Consider the following 17,722-nt stretch of genomic DNA (forward strand, 5'->3'; position numbering starts at 1 on the left):
TCACCCACCCAATCGTTTGGAACGAGTGGCTCAGTTTTCAACCGTCACAATGGCTCACTTTTCGACCGGCACCGACACTTTCCGAGGAAATCTACATTCTGCCGCTCAAGGAAGTACTTCTGATCAGGACCTCTGATTCAAGAGATAACCGGTGGGCATGATGCCAAGAGCAATTGACCCCTGCCAGACCCGTGAGTTCCCGAAATGGTCGCCAAAGTTGTCCGGCTCAAGGGCGACGGCGGCAGCCACCGCCGGCCCCTGCAGCGACTACACGTTGTTCGACCTTGACTACGGACCGGTCAGTGCGCCGGGCGGAGAATCGCTTGGGCTTGTGCAATAGGCCTGCTTTTGGTGGGAGGGCCAATCTCCTCCCTTGACTCCGATCCTGGTGCATGCGATGTCGGGCTGCCTGGAGTTGTGTGGCCGCTGAACAGTTCCACGTCCACTATGCGCAAGGAGCGGCCGGGATGTCGGATTCTTGCCCGAGAAGTAATCGGACCCGTGGCCGGGCGGAGGAACACCAACCGCAAGGACTGGAGATCGAAAGAATCAGAATCGGGCATGGCCGCCTTGGCGGCGAGTCCCGCCATCATGGTAATCACCCCTCCATGAACGGTCCCGTTGCGATTCAAGAACTCTTCGATCAAGGGGAGCTCCGGCCCTTTGACGAATCCGTCGCTGTCTGCTGGGCCCCCGTTCGCAGCCTTCGACGCCAAACTACGAAGCCCTAGCAACTTGTCCAGGGTGACGTCGGATGTGGCTCCTAGAGGCAACGCGCCCATGCGATGGAAATAGTCGAGTGCTCCCGTCGGGGCGGAGTGAACCGCTTGGAACCATCCAACGGCATGTACGTACTCCCTCGCGTCCGGCCCACGAAGGGTGCCAAAGGCCACGCCTCCCCTGGAATCAACGAAGCCGCTTCTGGTCCACGCCTCGAGCACGGTGCCGTCCGAAGGTGGCGGCACCAGGAAGTTCAGTTGGAGTTCTGTCGTGACCATCGTAGAAAGCTCCGGGGCCGCAGCGCGGATAGAGGTTGCCAGAGTTTGGTCGAGTAGGGCAGCGGCCGACAATCCCGTTGCGCGCCCGTCTTGGTCCAGGCACCAGGGGCCGGTGACTATGGAGCCGGTGCACTCCGGGATTGTCCCGTCCATCGCGCCACGCAGTCGGGTTCGCAAAAGCCGCTCGACTCGCCCCGAGGTTGGCGCCCGGGAACCGCTGGAGGCCGCGGTGATAGTGTCGGCGGCCGGCGAGGACTGCCCACTGCCTGATGTTGAAAGTGCCATTCACCGAACATATCGCAATCTCCACGAGGCCTGAATCAACTTCGTAAATTGGACGTGAACCTGCCATCGAGGGCTTGCATCAAGGCGCACATGGCGTTGAAGTACCAGGGCGCGTCTCCTGAAGCTGTCAGCCAGATGCTGACTGCCCGGAGAATGGCTCCGCCACGGTAGGTCGGTGCGAGTTTGTTGTACCGCTTTGCGAAGGCCCGTCACTGTTTGAAGATATTGAATGGGTCCGCATCGCACGCCGCTTACGCTAACTGGGCCCACAACGAACACCTCCGGATCATGCATTTGCACCCTCAGCAGCGGTCTTGATTCATGCGGCGTTTCGGTCAGTTAGATTCGCGAGCAGGGGACTTCAGTCCGCCCAATTGACATCCCGGGATATGAACAGAAGGGCCGTGATTTCCACGGAGCCAACCGTAGGGCGTGGAGGGTGGAGAAGTGGCACATGAGTCCAGGCTTGCTCACTCTTGCGGCAGTGTCGACCTTATCCAGCCTAACGCGGGCCTCCGGGTGGGCGGGCAACCTTCAACCCTGCTTCATCCCATGGTGCGCACACTTCTGCTGCCGTCGCGCTACCCAGCAGAGTCTCGCGACCGCTGCCTCGATGCCGACTCGATCAGCCATAACGCCGACGCTAAAGAGTGCTGCCTTGAAAATTCCACTCCGACGCCGTGAACGTTGACGAGGGTGGGTCCCGCTCTGGCGACAAATACTCCAATGTTGCTGTCGAGCCCCTGAATCCAGTAGTGCCGAGCTTTCCGAAGGGACAAAATCACGCACTCGGAGCTCGAACCTGCCTAGTCCATCCGCTTGGATCCGCTACCCCCTTATGACCACCTTCCCGGTACCACAGGCGGAACCATACTCGACCTTTCGTGGTTGTGACTGATTACACAAGTAACTTGGTCAAGTTCCTTGTACAGTTAAGGGGTGGAACCAAGAATAACCGCAGGCGAAATTACGACGCGCTCCTTCTTCGACGCACTACGTCCGATGGGGCAGCGCCTCGATGCTGAACGAACGATGTATCTTGGCAAGCTTGGCGTGCTTAGCCGCTTCGTGGAGCAAGGGCATGCGGCATCGTCGGACCTTGGTGCCGTTGCTCTGGTCAGCCCCCAAGCAATTTCGTCGGCAGTCGGTGAGCTGGAACGGCTGGAATTCGTGGTGCGGGTGCCCGACGACGAGGACCGTCGTCGGACCAGGGCCATGCTCACGGTCGGGGGACGGCGCAGACTAGCTCAGGAGCTGGCAGCCGAGCATGCCGGGCTTGACCGTGCAATTGCGGAACGGTTGGCGCCGGAAGGCCGGAAAGCGCTGGAGGGGGCTATCCCAGTCCTGAGCATGCTCGCGTCTGAGGTGTCCGTTGACTGAACCGGCCGTACGTTCAAGCCTGGTTCCGGGGCTGGTCTACGCGGCGCTCTCCACAGCCATCGTGAGCTCGCTCGGCATGTTGTTGGTGCCGTCAATTGCCCGTGAGATGGACGTGCCGGTCAGTACGGCGCAGTGGATGCTCACCGTCAACCTTCTGGTCGGTGCTGTGGCCACTCCGGTGATGGGACGGATCAGCGACGGACCACACAAGAAGCGGCTCCTACTGTTGGCACTGTGGATCATCCTCGCCGGGTCCGTCATGGCGGCGGCGGCTCCGAACTTCACGGTGTTCCTGGTCGGGCGTGCGCTCCAGGGCCTGACCTACGGGATCGTTCCTGTGACGATCGCTCTCGCCCGCCGCTACATTGCAGCTGATAAAGTGCGATTCTCCATATCGACTCTATCGGTGACGGTCGCGACCGGCCTTGGCGTCGGCTACCCACTGACCGGAATCATTGCGGGGCTCTTCGACTTCCGGTTCGCTTTCTGGTTCGCGGCGTTGTTCGTGGTGACGGCGATCTTTGTAGTGGTCCGGGTCGTGCCAGCGGGACCCGATCAACGAGCCCCCCGGCTGCCTTTCGACTACGCCGGAGCTAGCCTACTTGGCCTCGGTTTGGGCCTGCTGCTCCTCGGGGTCAGTGAAGGGCCTTCGTGGGGATGGAGCTCTCCTGGGGTCATAAGCTGCTTTATCGTGGCGGCAGCAGTCCTGACCGGTTGGGTCCGGACTGAGCTTCGGACGCGGCATCCCCTGGTCAACCTTCGGGTCCTGCGGAACGGTGAGGTGTTGTTGGCGAATGGCACGGGTATGGGGTTGGGTGCCGCGATGTATATCGGCTTATCAATCTCCAGCCTCGTGGCCCAAGCCCCGACTTCAACCGGCTACGGCATTGCCCTGCCCGTGTTCTGGGCCGGTTTTGTGATGCTTCCGCTGTCGGTTGGAAGCTTACTCGCGAATCGTATGGTGCGCCGTTTGGCGCGCAGGATTCCTTTGGCTACTTTGCTGCCGATCGGCGCAGGCATTATGGCAGCCGCCGGAATGCTGCTCTGGTTCGCCCACACTGCGCTCTGGGAGATCCTGACCGGGATGCTGGTGTTCGGCCTGGGAATGGGTGCCAGTTATGCCGCCATGCCGGCGCTGATCGCCCGGAGCGTAGCCGCCGAGGAGCTGGGTAGTTCGGTGAGTTTCAATCAGGTCCTGCGCAATGTGGGAAGTTCCTTCGGCACAGCGGTGTCGGGTGCGGTGCTGGCAGCCAACATGGCACCGGATCTTCACCCGACCGGTGCCGGAATCGGAACCTCGTTTGCGATCGGTGCGCTGCTCTGCGCTGCGGTTTTTGCAACGCTGCTTGTACACGCCCTGATAACGCGCTTTGGCCAGGCTGCCGATGGGCGGGCGGACGCTTTGTTCAAGTAAACGTAGCAGCGTGGAGAGGCAGCTGGATGCTGCCTCTAGACGTGACTGGCATCGTTGCCCTCGTTGCCCTCGTTGCCCTCGTTGGCTACGAAGACGAGGAGCGGTGAAGCTCACGGACTCACCGCCGACCGGCCGTTCGGCGGTCTGACGAGAACTCGGTGCTTGTCGAATCGAAGGTGATCCAAGCGTAATCAGAATCATTCGCCGTCTAGCGCCGAATGGTGGCCTCCACCTTTCGCTGGCTGAAGGAGCCCGGGTGGTCCTGTGCACGTCCTTCGTGAGAGAGGTTGTTGCGGACGGAAGGGCTCTGTGACGCTTGCTCCGTAGGTATGTTTGTGTGTCGATTACGTGAAGGCCCTAGGCAGCCGCTGCGTCGTGCCTTCACAATCATTGGCTTGCACTCCCGCCCGGATGTCACGCCTTCGGGTCGCACGAGCCAATTAGCCGGTGGGGAAGATGTCCTCGATGTGTTCAAGGTCTGCCTCGGTGGAAATTTCACCACCCCATCACGTCGAACCCGGCGAGAAGTGGATGGGATTGAGAGGACGCCAGATTCCCGAGGGCTCGTTGGCAAAAACAACCAGTTACGTGCAAATGGCTATGCAATAAATATCGTTTTCCGTTGCCGGTCCAGAAACCCCGAACAGGCCCTCGCACTGTCAATGTTTTGCTTTGGGGGTTGTGGAGTCATCGCCTCGCCCACGCCAACTTCAATGACCTGACGGTGCGCCAGCTTTCAACGCTTTCGTCGCCCCTCCAACCCAAGATCACCCATTCCACACGAAGGAGCAACATCATGTCTGAGACGATGCGCGCCATCCGCTTGACCGGCCCGGCTGACCTTGAGGGGCTCACGGTCAGCGACGTACCGATCCCGGATACGCGCCCAGGATGGGTGCGTATCCGTGTGAAGGCCTTCGGAGTCAACGAGTCCGAGGTGACCAGCCGTCAGGGCGAGTCCGGTCCCGACTTCTCCTTTCCCCGGATCCTCGGAATCGAAGGCGTCGGCGAGGTCGATGCTGTCGGTGAAGGCGTCGACCTCGCCCCCGGACAGAAGGTTGCCACAATGATGGGCGGTCTGGGCCGAAACATCGACGGCAGCTACGCAGAATACATAGTGGTCGATGCCGCGAACGTTATCCCGTTCGACACCGACCTAGGTTGGGACATCGTTGGGGCGCTCCCGGAGATGTTGCAAACAGCGCACGGCTCCATCAACACCGGGCTTGGGCTGCAGACTGGCCAGAGTGTCCTCGTCCACGGCGGCACCTCCACCGTGGGGCTCACCGCCATTGCGATCGCTCACGACCTCGGTGCCACCGTCATCGCAACAACCCGGAACCCCGCCAAGTCCGACCTCCTCAAGAGCGTCGGCGCGGACCACGCCCTCAGGGACGACGAGACCCTTCCTGAAGCAATCCGGGCGATCGCGCCGGAGGGTGTCGACGCCGCACTCGAACTCGTGGGAGCCACCGCACTGCCTGATGTGCTCTCACTCATCCGACCCGGCGGCACCGTCTGCTTCGTCGGCGCCCTCAGCGGGGCCTGGACCGTCCCCGACTTCGACCCTTTTAATATCCCCACCGGCGTGCGGCTTACGAGCTACGCCGGCGAAGCCAGCGACCTCCCCGCCAGAGCGCTGGACCAGTACCTGAACGCAATCGAATCCGGGGCATTTAAAGTTGTCATCGCGGAGGTCTTCGAAGGACTTGATATGGTGGCCGACGCGCACCGCGGCCTCGAGTCCCGGCGCGAGCCCGGCAAGTACGTCGTCCTCCTGCCCGCACCATGAGGTATCGTCTCCCACTCACCTCCGTGCTCAAACTCCGCCTAGGGAGGTGAGTTCAGGGACCGACTCATCACGTTACAGGCGTTCTCGTAGCGCGAGTAGACGCTGAGCTGCCTCGCCGGGCGCGCTGGCGGCCCTATCGTCGCCACCCGTTCCCTAGTGAGATCGCCCGTGTTGTCGGCAACCCCGGGCGGTACTTGGCGTGACGTGCTCGACCGATCGATTACCGCGAGGGGCACAACGATCAGGTCAGTCGCGTTCGAGGGTGTGGAACGAGCGGATGGCGACTTTGTCGCGCTGGGTCTGCGGACGCTGGCGCAGCATCGTCGCGAACGCCGCATGCAACGACGCGGTCGATGTGGCCAGGAGGTCTCGCCCACCTGGTGGCCGCGCAGGGTCGCAATGAGTGGTATGGTCCGCCCAACACATGGACGTACCGCGCGAAGCGCCCATGCCGTAAACCTTTGCCGGGCCGGACACGTCGGCGGAAGGGCAGTTCGCTGCGCAGGACGGTGCTTCGGGGTCGCAAATGGTGCAGACCACTGTTGGTGCCGCGGGATTGGCCCCGACCCGGGTCGGGGCCAATCGCAGGTGGCTATGCCTGTGCTGTCATGTGGGGCGTTTTGTCGGCTCTTGCAATGCCGAATCCGGCACGGAAGAGGGGTTCTTTGGTGTCGAACGGGACGTCCTCGCGTGACTTCTCTACCGCCTCCATCGAGGCAGGGATGTCGAAGGGCAAGGTTCCGGAAAGTGGGATCGTTCCTTCGAACGCGTTGATCACAACGGTATCGCTGGCGCCGAACTCGCCGATGACTGTTGCGCCGAGGTCCAGGAGCGGGCCAACAATGGCTGGTCTCTCGAGAAATACGGATACGTAGAGAGGGGCTTGGGTTGCGTAGTGGCGGAGCTTGTCGAGTGTGTTCGAGGGGAAGGCGAGGCTGCCGCCGTGGAAATATTCAGCGACAACAGAACCTCGGCCGGGCTCGAACGGAGCTTCGAGGCGAACGATGATCGCATCGGCGTCCTCAATATTGGGAGTCGTCGGGAGGAGCGAGGGATCCTGGATGCCGTCGATGAAGACCGTGGCTCCTGCGGGTAGGGTGCCGGCTTCGTCGGAAAGAAGGACGAGGGAAGCGCTTTGGGCGGCAACGCCTTTCTGGGAATAGCTCGGCGAACCGCAGGTGGTTCGCGCGCGGGCGACGTCGACATGTCGGTTCTCAAACAGGCCAAGCTGAAACTTTTCGCGCAGGAGTCGGCGCACTGACTGGTCGATGCGCTTTTCGGTCACAGCACCGCTATCGACGAGTTCCTCGATAAGGGCGGGGTTCCGGTCCCCACCGAACTGATCAACGCCGACCTCAATGGCGATTCGGGCACGCTCAACTGGGGTCAGGTGTTCCAAGCCCCAACCATTCGGTCCGAAGGTAAGATCGCCCATTTGCTCACCCTCTAGTAGGTTCCAGTCGGTCACGACGACACCGTCGAAATGAAGGCGCTTGCGGAGGATGTCGCGAACGACCGGCGCGTTGAAAGCAAACCCGACTTCGTCCCATTCTGTGCTGACTGGCTTACCGTAGTACGTCATGACCTGTGTGGCTCCTGCAGCAAAGGCCTTCTCAAACGGCTCGATATGCAGTTCTTGCATGCCGCCTGGATACACCTGCTCGGGGTACCGCGGGTCGTGGGCGTCATCCCCGCGCAACTGTGGACCGCCGCCGGGGAAGTGCTTGACGACGGCAGCGACGGAGTCCGGACCCAGCGTTCGGCCGCCGCGGAGCCCTTCGATGAACGCGACCGTCAGTTCGGCGACGCGGGCGGGATCCTCACCGAATGTACCGAAGCCGCGCGACCAGCGCGGTTCCGTGAAGATGTCGGCCATTGGTCCGAGGTACACACGTATGCCCATCGCCAGGAACTCCTGACGAACAATCTCGGCATACTCACGCGCCACGTCGGTGCCCGCGATCGCTGCTATGCCTGTTGTCTCGGGCCAGCGAGAGAGGCTTTCGAGTGATTGTCCTGTGAAGGGGTTGCTCCGGAACCCGTGGCGCGGATCAGAGGACAGGGTGATGGGGATGCCGAGTCTGGTACTCCCCGCAAAATCTTGGAGGGTGTTGTGCCAAGTGGCGACGCCTGCGCTGTCGCCACCACCGAGCACGTTGAAGTGGCTGATTCCTCGATCCACCGCGTTGAGTTGTGCTTCTCGGAGGGCATCCGCGTCGGAGAGTGAGTCGCCGCCCGGTTGGGTGGTGGGATGGAACATCAGGCCCGCCTTTTCGGCGACCGTCATTCGTCCGAGGAGGTCCTCGATACGGCATTCAATGGGTTGGGTGGGGTCGAGATAGACATTCATGGAAAATCCTTCAGAGGTGGGGTATTTGCCACGCGGACCGCGCGCAGTAGGAATGTACGGGTCAGCGCGCGGCGCGGATGCCTAAGAGCGGAACAGTCCCCAGAAGCGCCAGTGCGCCGCCGACGAGGATGAGGGCGACGTAGTTCGACGTGCCGCCGCCGACGCCGAGAAGGACGGGGGCGATGAACGGGATGATCGAGAACGGCAGGGTGATGGCGATGTTGACGACGCCGAGGTTCCGGGCTGCCGCCAGCTTGTCGCGCATGGCCGCGATACCGAATGCGATATAGCTGCCCAATATCAGACCACCAGAGACGCCGGAGACGAGCGTGACGCCGATGAGAAATTGAACAACGGTAGTAGAAGCGGCGATGATGACCATGCCCGCGGCGCCGATCAGGGCCGCGAAAATCATAACCGGCTTGCGTCGACCGAGTCGGTCGCCAACCCAACCGCCTAGGGGCCCGGCAACGAACGCGACGATCCCGGGGATCGCGTAGGAGAGAGTGATCGCCCCACTGATTTGATCCTCGGGCACTGCGATCAGGTCTTGCAGCAAGTACACGGTGTATGTCGATACCACTCCACAAGCCGAAAAGATGAGGAAGAGTGCCAGCAGTAACCAGGCGAAGTCGGGCTCGCGTCGGGGGTCGATGAAGAACGATCCGAAGAATTCCTTCAGGCCGAACGGGGGCAGCGGTTCGGCCGCCGGAGCATCATCTTTGAAAACAGCGAGTAGCGCTGCACCGAAGACGAGGGCCACGGCTACGGGTAGACCGATCTGCGCCAAGATGCTCGTGGGGAAGGCCTGAATGAAGAAGATTCCGATCACCACCGAGGCCGCAGACGCTGCCCCGGAGAGCGAGCCAATGAATCCTTGCTGCGATTCCGGGACCCGGTCAGCCACGATAGCGAGGATGGCGGCGATAGCTGCATTGACGAATGCCTGCATCAAAATCCATCCCAGCAGCAGCATCGGGAACGTGTCCGAGAAGCCGATGACCGCGGCACCCAGGGTGGTGCCGAGCAAGCCGATCGCGATCCAAGGGCGCCGGCGTCCGAAGCGGCTGCGCGTGCGGTCCGAGAGACGGCCGAAGAGTGGATTGGCGAGCACGGCAGTTAGCGTGCCCACGCCGGCGGCGATCGAGTAGCTGGTGGTTTTTCCGTCGGGGTCTATCTCCGAAATCCGTAACGCCAGCGTTACGGAGGCTGGCAGATTGATAGCCATCCAGATGCCAAACATCGCCAGTGCGTAGATGGCGATAAAGCCTGGACTGACCGAACTTAGAGGGCTGCGGCCAACTCTGGCCGGGGTTGTGGTGGACATGGGTTCCTCGTCGTTGAGCTTGATGAGTGAAAGTTGATTGTCGTTACCGGTAACGTTTCCGGAAACGCTACCGCTAAGATAGCGAATAAGGAATGCAACGGTCAAGAGGTAATAGTTTGGGAGGCAGTAATGACGCAGCGGGTGACACTCACCGACGTATCCCGAGCCGCGGGCGTTGGTATTGCGACTGTGTCGCGGGCCATGGGTGATCATCCCGACGTCAGTAAGGCCACGCGGGACCGCATCCGCCAGGTGGCCCAGGAGCTCGGTTATCGCCCGTCCGTCGCTGCGCGCGCTTTGCGACGGGGCGGCTTCCACGCCATCAGCGTGATCGTGCCGGATAACCAGTGGGGCTGGTGGGAACTTGCCGCCCACGCCTGCATCGAAACTGCCGCCGCAGCCGGCTACCAGGTGCTCGTTCATCCTGTCAGGGGAGGCGAGGGGGCGCTGGCTGACGCCATTACCGGTCTGTCGAACGTGCCGACCGAGGGTGTGATCGTAGTCAGCGTTCCTGATCAGAAGTCGGTCAGGGATGCGTGCGATCGCATCGGCATCCCCGGCGTCGCGATCGATGACTCAAGCGTCGACATCTATTTCCCCTCCATCTCTGCGGCCAACTATGCCGGAGCGCGGGAGGTGGTTGAGCACTTGGTCGAGATAGGGCGTTCCCGCATCGCATTCGTCCGCCCACGATTCAGCGGTGGCGAGTCCGTTTGGGCCAACTCCTTTTACCTCCAGGAGCGCGAAAGAGCCTACCGTGATGTTCTTGTCGCTGCTGGGATTGTGATCGATGAAAAGCTCCTCGTCGAAACCGAATTCGATGAAGCGGCCCCCGGGTGTCCAGAACTCGGGGACCTCCTGGACCGCGACGGCAGCATCGATGCCGTCTTCTGTGCATTCGATCAACTTGCCCCAACGGTATTGCGCGAGTTAGCGGCACGCGAGCGGCGCGTTCCGGATGAAATTAGCGTCGCGGGCTTTGACGATGAGAGGGCCGCCAGCCTCGTAACCCCACAGCTGACGACCGCGCGACAACCGTACGCCGAAATGGGGCGTACGGCGACTGAACTACTCCTGCAATCATTGTCCGAAACGCCGCCAGCCATCCGGCGCTATGAGTTTCCGACGCAACTCATAGTGCGAGCCTCTACTCGCGCTCACTTGTCATAGCCCACGCTGGCTATGGGGCAACGTCGAGGGCTAGACGCCTCGCCCCAGCCTTCGCACCCTCGCATCAACCGTTTGGGGTTTCGATAACCGTCTGATCCGCTTACGAGGTATCTTTGGTGGCGCTGGCTTTGTGGGCAGAAGTGAGCGAAGAGAATGCGGCGAAGTGTGCGCCGTTGTTCTGCCCCGACTCCCCGCCAATCATTCAGGAGTCGAGGATGGTGCAACGCGCCGAGCGTGGCGCGTTCCCGCTGATCCCTGCCCCAGGCAGAGACTTCAGAGGACACCTGGTAGGGCGATTCTCCGTTCAGCGGGATGGGACCTGGAGAGGGTTTCACCCAGAAGGGTGGCCGCGTTGGTGGCGACAACGACTTCGTTCTGGTCCACTATGCACGTATTTGGCCGCAAGTGCCCTAGGAGCGGGTCGAATTCAGCCCGGAGCTGGCCGACGAGGATGTCTGCGGCAGCGACGCCGGCCATCTTGCCCCTCTGGTGACTCGTTTGGTGAAGGTGACGACGTGCTGATTGGTGCCGAGGGCGTCGATGTAGGCGTAGCTGGCATGGACCGTGTCATCGGTGCGGGTTGAACGGGCCGATGGATCATCCACTTTCACCTACGACCCGGAAAGCATCCGCCGCGAACCGGGGTGTGCCCGGCTGCGATGCATTACGCCTCCGACGTTAGTAGAGCACGACGGCGGCGCGAAGCGTCGTGAGCGACCGGTAAGGCCACGACGATGACCAAGACCGTTGCTCACGCCATGGTGCGGATGCCCGCGAAGACCTTGGGCCTTGAGATGACGGTTCCGGGCTTGAGTGCGAGAACAGGTACAAGACGATGTTCCAAGGCTCCAGCCCAAGCAGCCTGGCGGATCAGAAGGACCCCAAAGTCCGGGTCACTGATTCGTCAAATATCTAATTACCAGCAGATGAACAAGGCCCCAAAGTCTTTTGTAACCGGTTTCCAGATTCCTGCCCCCGCAGGTACTTGGCCACCCGAACAATCGCCGTCAAATCTTTCCGGACAGGCCCATGGCCGCATCTTGATGAGGCATCGCCACCATCTCCGGAAAAAACTATTCTCAATTGGAAGGGATTGATTGGAATGGACGCACTTAGCCCAGTGGTATCTGAAGTAGCGCCACGGAGCCAACCGCACCTCAAAGGCAACATGGGGTTCCTCTCGTTGTTCTTCAGCGTGATGGCCTACAACGCCCCGATGGTGGTGGTGATAGGCATCATCCCCATCATGGTCAGCACCGGCGCTGGCCTGGGGACCCCGGTGTCATTTATCACGGCAGGCCTTATTCTGGCGACCTTCGCGGTGGGATTTACCCGGATGTCAAAGATCATGCCCAAGCCGGGTGGTTTTTACTCCATGATCACGGCCGGACTGGGCCGCGAGATCGGCCTCGGCTCCGGCCTGGTGGCGCTCCTTGGGTACTTCTGTGTCTACGCAGGCACTTTCCCGTTCGGCGGTTTGGTGCTGGGTGAGCTGGTCCACGTCACCCTCAACGGCCCCGACCTTCCCTGGTACGTCTGGGGAACCATTTTCTGGGTGGCCAGCTCCATCCTCGGTTTCATGAAGGTCGAGTTGTCAGCGAAGGTGCTGACAATATTCTTGTTCCTCGAGCTGGTCGTCATCGTCGCCTACGACTTCATGGTCTTTGTCAGCGGGGGCGCCAATCACGCCGGGGTCTCAGCTGCCCCGCTGGCGCCAGCTCACTGGCTCGACGGTTCCTTCCCCTTGGGCCTGCTCTTGGCGCTTGGCATGTATGGCGGCTTCGAGGTCACGGTGCTGTTCCGTGAAGAAGTCCGGAACCCAAGCCGCATCATCCCGCGCGTCACTTATGCGGTGATCGCTACGGCGATGGTCATCTATGGCCTGTCATCTCTGGCCTTCATCAACTCCATAGGCGTCGACCAGGTCGTCGAGGCCGCCACGGCCGACCCGACAGGTTCAATGACCCAGAGCCTGCAGGACTTCGGCGGACAAGTGCTCTCGGACGCGGCAAACGTGATGGTGAATACAAGCACGTTCGCGGTTATCCTCGCTGCACACAACATCACTGCACGGTACTTCTTCAACCTCAGTGCCGACGGAATCCTGCCCAGGAAACTCAGCGGCGTGCACGCGCGCCACGGCTCCCCGCACATCGCGTCGGTCGCGACAAGCATTGCGGGCCTCGTCTTGAATGTGATCATGATATTCACGGGAGTGGCAGCGATTGACTTCTACACCGCGATGCTCGGCATCACCAGCTTCGTGATCTTAGGGGTGATCTTCGTTGCCGGCGTCGCTGTGCCTGTGTACATGCACCGTCACGGCCACGAGCACTCAGCGTGGAGCCGCTATTTCTTCCCAGGGGTCTCCATCATCGGTCTGGGGGCCGGTTTGATCCTCGCCGCCGTCAATTTTCCCCTTCTTGTTGGCGGATCAACTAGCCTTGCAACAAGTCTCATGGTGCTGATCGCCGGCCTCTTCGTCCTCGGTCTCGTCCTGGCCATGGTTTACCGGCGGACCAGACCAGAGACCTATGCCCGCATCGGTCGCCAGTAAGGATAAAGGGTCTTAATTTCCAACAGTAGGACACTCGAGACAGAAGACTCGCTTGCGATGTTCAGGTTGAGGTGGGCTGGTCGGACCGACCAGCCCACCTCAACCGGCTCGCAGTCAGACACCCCGGAATTCGGCGCGCGGGCAGGTTCCCGCCCGGAAATTGCGCCCAGATCCATTTTCGATTGATCAGGAAACAGCAATGAGCAGCGTCAGTATCGACTCCGCGGACTTGGTACGCCAAGCAGACAGGTAGGTCTCCTACCCGGAGTTACAGCGTCCTCTCTCCGAACTTGGCGTGATTACGCGTGTTGAGGTAACGAAAGCCATCGCGGAGATTGGAATCTCGCGGACGATCTCCGCCTGCCCGATGGCACTTCGTGTAGAACGGGAGTGCGGACTGCCGCGAAATCTGTCTCCGGCGTTTTGGAAGTGCAGGTCAGCGTTTCTGTCACGACTCATGAAGAGAGCAGCTCTCTGTGCCAAGCTTCCGGGAGGTCGAAACCGAGCCAACCCGCTCACCTCGGAATCCTCACACGGGTCATCGCGGTCTCAAGCGGCAAAGGCGGAGTGGGTAAGCCCACGGTGACCACCACTCTTGCAGCGGCCATGGCGGCCCAGGGACTCAAGGTGGGAGTTGTTGACCGACGTGCGCGGCTTCTCGATTCCTGCGCTTCTTGGCCGCCTGGAAGCCGAGGGACACGCTGTCAGGCCCACCCGCATCGACGATTTGGTTCTGCCGCCCATCGCCCCACGGTGTCACAGCAATCTCCATTGGCATGTTCTTGCCAGAAGGTGCCCAGGATTCAGCTGTGTCCTGGGGTGGGCCAATGCTTCAGCGGGCCCTTGAGCAATTCCTTTACGGACATCTTTTTTGGCGAACTCGACGTGCTCGTCGTCGACATGCCAGCAGGCACTGGTGACGTGTCGATCTCCGTGGGACAGGCGTTGCCCCACGGAGAAGTGATTGTTGTGATGACGCCACAGTCGGCCGCCTCCGGTGTTGCTATTCGAAGCGGGTCGCTCGCACGCCAACTCAACCAGCGCGTGGTGGGTGTCGTAGAAAGCGTGTCTGGAATGCACCTCGACGACGGCGGACATTTTGAACCGTTCGGTGCCGGGGGAGGGGCGGGGGTGGCCTCGAAGCTGTCCGCGACAGGCGAAACAGTTGGTCTCCTCGCTTCGATCCCGTTCAGCACAGCACTCCGAGTTTGTGGCGATGCCGGTATCCCGGTAGTGATCGCTGAGCCTGAGGATAAGGAGGCACTGGCGTTCGTGGACCTCGCTAAGAAACTCTCGGTTCGCCCTCGGTGTCTCGCCGGTCTCCCGCTTTCAGTTTCCGCTAGGGACTGACGGAGTTTTGCCAGGGTGCTCCTTCGCAGAGTGCAGCGACAGTGACTGCGGATGCTTCTACGAGTATTTTCATGGGGGTCGGCGTAGTCGAGAGGCCTCTTACGTGGATTCGAAGTGCGGAATCCGGCAATGTCCGATCGTGGCTGCGCTTCCGCGTATACGTCCGCTGCGAGACCTCTCCGAGCTGCAGCTTTGGCATTCTTACGGACATGCTCAGGCGAGGCCGTTCCAACTATCGCGGTGGACACCTCGGCGCGGGTCATCGCGAAGCGAAGGAGAAATCCGTGAAAGCTATCGCCATCCATCGGACCATCCAGAGCAAGATTCGGCGGCGACGCACCCGCGCTGTCCGCCGCCCGTCTAGTGTGCGCTGCGCGGGGTTCCTCCCCACACGATGACCACCGCACCATTGGCGTTGATAAGAGGAAGACAGTTTCAAGAGAACGTTCAAGTGCGGAAATGGGTCTGGGGTGGTCTCGAATACACCGAGGTCGATGTGGTCGAGGAGGTCCGGAAGAGTCGAAGATATGCCGATCGCCCGCACTGCGCCCTCCTCCCGGGCAGTCATGGACAAGAGGGCCGTTGGACAGGCAATCCGGCTGGCGGGCCAGGGACAGCCCTTATTGGACGCTTAGTCGATTGAAGTATCGGTGAATCCGATGCCTTCGTCCAGGACAGTGTTGAGGAGCAATTCTGTAACTAGCTCATCGAGTAAACGGGGCAGCCTGTGCGCAGCGCCTCGTAACTCCATCGCGCCAAGACCCAACACGGTGCTGCGCTGCCCCGAGCTAGTGAGGGCGCGATTCGCAAAGTGCATCATCGGCTAAGTACCTTTCCCGCCCCTACCTTCGGAGGCCATTTCCACCAGCAGGGGTTAGCTGCTGTATTTGGTGATGGTGGCCAAGGCCACCCAGTCGTGAGAGTGGGTGGCCTTGGCGGTTTGAGGTCGGTGCGGCTGCAGATGTAGTCGTTCTCGAATGCGAACTCTTGTGCCCGACCGGCTAGGTGGCCGGGAGGGCTTCGGATCGGTTAGAAGCGCCGGCCGCCCCCGGAATCTGAAGGAACATTTTGGGTGAGAGGCATTTCGGCGGGATCGAGGAGGCTGTTGGAGTCCTGGGTATCAACGAGGTACTGAGCTTCTTCCTTGGTTTCCACGTTGGGCAATGAGCCGTTGAGAGGCTTCCTGCTTGTTTCCTTGAGGAAAAGGACGGAAACCAGTCCCAGCAGGGCTGCGCCCATCAGGTAGTAAGCGGGGACCATTTTGTTCCCGGTGACTCCGATAAGTGCCGCAACGACCAGAGGGGCCGTCCCGCCAAAGGCCGCGTTTCCCACATTGTAGGCAAGCCCAAGAGCGCTGGAACGCGACGGCGTCGGGAACTGCTCAGGCAGTGAAGAAGCGTAGCTCGACGAAAAGAGAGTTGCGCAGACCATGATGAAGAGTGTCCCGAGTTGCGCGCCCCAAATTTGGCCCGAACCCATCATCATGAACGCTGGAACCGGAAGCACGATGCCCAGGATTGCGCCGGTGAACAGGATCCGCTTCCTGCCTATTTTGTCCGAGAGCGAGGCAAAAAACTGGGTTGCGAATGCTGCGAGTACGAACAACGGGAAGATGACAAGGGTCCCTAGGGAACCCTGGAACCCCAGCGTCTGGTTCAGGTATGTAGGAGTGAATGAGGTCATGGTGTAGGCAATGACATTGCCTGCGGCCGCGACACCCATGACGGGCAGAATGAAACGACCATGGGTCCGAATGACCTGGATGATACCCGGGTTTGTTGCCAGCTCACCGGTCCTCCGGGACTCCTCTGCCCGTTCCTTCAAGACGGCACTGAACGTTGGCGACTCTTCAATGCGATAGCGGAAATACAGGGCTATGGCAGCAAGTGGGCCTGCGACGAGAAATGGAATCCGCCAGCCGAAGGATTGCATCGCGTCCTGACCGAACCCCAGCTGCAGAAGGGCTACCAGGCCGGCTCCAAAGGCGAATCCCAGATAGCTGGATCCCATGAATCCAACATAGAAACCCCGCCGCTTATCCGGTGCATATTCGCTCAGGAAGGTCGCGCCACCGGTGTATTCCCCACTGGCGGAGAACCCTTGCAGCAGTTTCAAGAACACGAGAAGCGCCGGAGCCCAAAGCCCGACATCCGCGTACCCGGGGAGCAGCCCGGTGGCAAACGTGGAGACGGACATGAGGAGCAACGTGAACGTCAGGACCTTACGCCGCCCGATCCTGTCTCCCAGCCATCCGAAGAAGACGCCGCCCAGTGGTCTGGCAACGAATGTCACTGCGAATGTGCCGTACAGGTAAAGAGCCTGGACTGTCGGGTCGGCCTGCGGCAGGAAGACAGGCCCCATTACGGTTATGAGGTAGGCAAACACGCCGAATTCATACCATTCGATAATGTTCCCGACGACCGTTCCAGCAACGGCGCGCCTCAAAGCGGCCTTATTGACTATGCGGACGTCACTGATTTTCAGACGCAGCTTGCCAGGTTGGGCGCCGGTGGCACTCCCAAATCTTTGATCTCCAGTGGACATTGGTACCCTTCGTTGATTCACAGATGCCAGTTGGGGTCGCATCAGACTGCAGGCCTGAAAGAAGGGCCTCGGTCCTGCGTTGGTAGGGATACCTAATCAGCTATCTACAGGGTGAACCATAAGACATTCGCCAACGAAACACCCGCAAGTTCGTATAGCCCCTGATCCCCTGAAGGGTCGGGAAGTCATCGTACCGTCACTCATCAGGTCAAGAATCGACTTGACCCAACATTGGTTGTAACGCTCCGGAAATGGAGAACGTCAATGGTGGAAATCTTTGCCTCTTAGATTTGAGTCAGCGCCTGAAGAGGCTGCAATCTTAGAGTCGAGCCACATTGGGAGGGCTGAACAGTGAAGTCTCGTAGCCTGGCTTCCAACGGATCAGGTGAGTTGAAGTCTCGAAACCCGACTAGCAATGATTCAGGTGTGCCGCGGTCTGGATAGGAAACAGTCGATAGTGCGGTGAGAATGATAGGACCGTATGACGAAGCCTGCCAGCTACCTGGCTGTTTCTGCCTGGAATCCGGTTAGTCGCTGACGTGGTTCACTACTCGC

The 17,722-nt window shown here is 60.6% G+C and carries 13 protein-coding genes; 6 read left to right on the top strand and 7 right to left on the bottom strand.

Annotation, left to right across the window (positions count from 1 at the left end):
• Positions 1–299: 299 nt before the first annotated feature.
• Positions 300–1,283, bottom strand: coding sequence for an acyl-CoA thioesterase domain-containing protein (locus ACFX4T_RS23275; protein WP_377654507.1), 984 nt, complete (start codon positions 1,281–1,283; stop codon positions 300–302).
• A gap of 939 nt (positions 1,284–2,222) precedes the next feature.
• Between ACFX4T_RS23275 and ACFX4T_RS23280 the strand changes: the two genes are divergently transcribed.
• The 3 genes from ACFX4T_RS23280 (at position 2,223) to ACFX4T_RS23290 (ending at position 5,869) form a co-directional block, all read left to right on the top strand.
• Positions 2,223–2,663: a MarR family winged helix-turn-helix transcriptional regulator gene (locus tag ACFX4T_RS23280; protein WP_377654509.1), complete on the top strand. Its 441-nt coding sequence runs from the start codon at positions 2,223–2,225 to the stop codon at positions 2,661–2,663.
• Entirely contained in the window at positions 2,656–4,077 is a 1,422-nt protein-coding gene (locus tag ACFX4T_RS23285) for an MFS transporter (protein ID WP_377654511.1), read from the top strand. The genes ACFX4T_RS23280 and ACFX4T_RS23285 overlap by 8 nt, the downstream gene beginning before the upstream one ends.
• Before the next feature lie 796 nt (positions 4,078–4,873).
• Positions 4,874–5,869: a zinc-binding dehydrogenase gene (locus ACFX4T_RS23290; RefSeq protein ID WP_377654513.1), complete on the top strand. Its 996-nt coding sequence runs from the start codon at positions 4,874–4,876 to the stop codon at positions 5,867–5,869.
• 246 nt (positions 5,870–6,115) lie between these two features.
• Here the strand turns inward: ACFX4T_RS23290 and ACFX4T_RS23295 are convergent, their stop codons facing one another.
• From ACFX4T_RS23295 to ACFX4T_RS23305, 3 genes are all read right to left on the bottom strand, one after another.
• Positions 6,116–6,451, bottom strand: coding sequence for a hypothetical protein (locus tag ACFX4T_RS23295; protein ID WP_377654515.1), 336 nt, complete (start codon positions 6,449–6,451; stop codon positions 6,116–6,118).
• A 10-nt stretch (positions 6,452–6,461) separates the two neighbouring features.
• On the bottom strand, positions 6,462–8,219 hold the full coding sequence (locus ACFX4T_RS23300; RefSeq protein WP_377654518.1) for a glycoside hydrolase family 3 protein: 1,758 nt from the start codon (positions 8,217–8,219) through the stop codon (positions 6,462–6,464).
• A 61-nt stretch (positions 8,220–8,280) separates the two neighbouring features.
• Positions 8,281–9,651 carry an MFS transporter gene (locus ACFX4T_RS23305; RefSeq protein ID WP_377654520.1) on the bottom strand — a complete coding sequence of 457 codons (1,371 nt, stop codon included), beginning with the start codon at positions 9,649–9,651 and terminating at the stop codon, positions 8,281–8,283.
• 24 nt (positions 9,652–9,675) lie between these two features.
• On the opposite strand from ACFX4T_RS23305, the gene ACFX4T_RS23310 reads away from it, so the two are divergent.
• Complete coding sequence (locus ACFX4T_RS23310) at positions 9,676–10,716, top strand: LacI family DNA-binding transcriptional regulator (RefSeq protein WP_377654522.1); 1,041 nt, start codon at positions 9,676–9,678, stop codon at positions 10,714–10,716.
• Between the two features lie 410 nt (positions 10,717–11,126).
• On the opposite strand, the gene ACFX4T_RS23315 is transcribed toward ACFX4T_RS23310, so the two are convergent.
• On the bottom strand, positions 11,127–11,321 hold the full coding sequence (locus tag ACFX4T_RS23315) for a hypothetical protein (RefSeq protein ID WP_377654524.1): 195 nt from the start codon (positions 11,319–11,321) through the stop codon (positions 11,127–11,129).
• A 497-nt stretch (positions 11,322–11,818) separates the two neighbouring features.
• Here ACFX4T_RS23315 and ACFX4T_RS23320 point away from each other — a divergent pair, with 497 nt between their 5' ends.
• Positions 11,819–13,273, top strand: coding sequence for an APC family permease (locus ACFX4T_RS23320; RefSeq protein ID WP_377654526.1), 1,455 nt, complete (start codon positions 11,819–11,821; stop codon positions 13,271–13,273).
• An 843-nt stretch (positions 13,274–14,116) separates the two neighbouring features.
• Positions 14,117–14,623 carry a P-loop NTPase gene (locus ACFX4T_RS23325; protein ID WP_377654596.1) on the top strand — a complete coding sequence of 169 codons (507 nt, stop codon included), beginning with the start codon at positions 14,117–14,119 and terminating at the stop codon, positions 14,621–14,623.
• A 631-nt stretch (positions 14,624–15,254) separates the two neighbouring features.
• Here ACFX4T_RS23325 and ACFX4T_RS23330 read toward each other — a convergent pair.
• The gene (locus tag ACFX4T_RS23330) at positions 15,255–15,443 is read right to left on the bottom strand and encodes a hypothetical protein (RefSeq protein ID WP_377654528.1); all 189 of its coding nucleotides are present in this window, start codon (positions 15,441–15,443) and stop codon (positions 15,255–15,257) included.
• Between the two features lie 209 nt (positions 15,444–15,652).
• Positions 15,653–17,167: an MFS transporter gene (locus tag ACFX4T_RS23335; RefSeq protein ID WP_377654530.1), complete on the bottom strand. Its 1,515-nt coding sequence runs from the start codon at positions 17,165–17,167 to the stop codon at positions 15,653–15,655.
• Positions 17,168–17,722 lie beyond the last annotated feature (555 nt).

Source organism: Paenarthrobacter sp. YIM B13468, from assembly GCF_042788025.1.
Classification (GTDB): domain Bacteria; phylum Actinomycetota; class Actinomycetes; order Actinomycetales; family Micrococcaceae; genus Arthrobacter; species Arthrobacter aromaticivorans.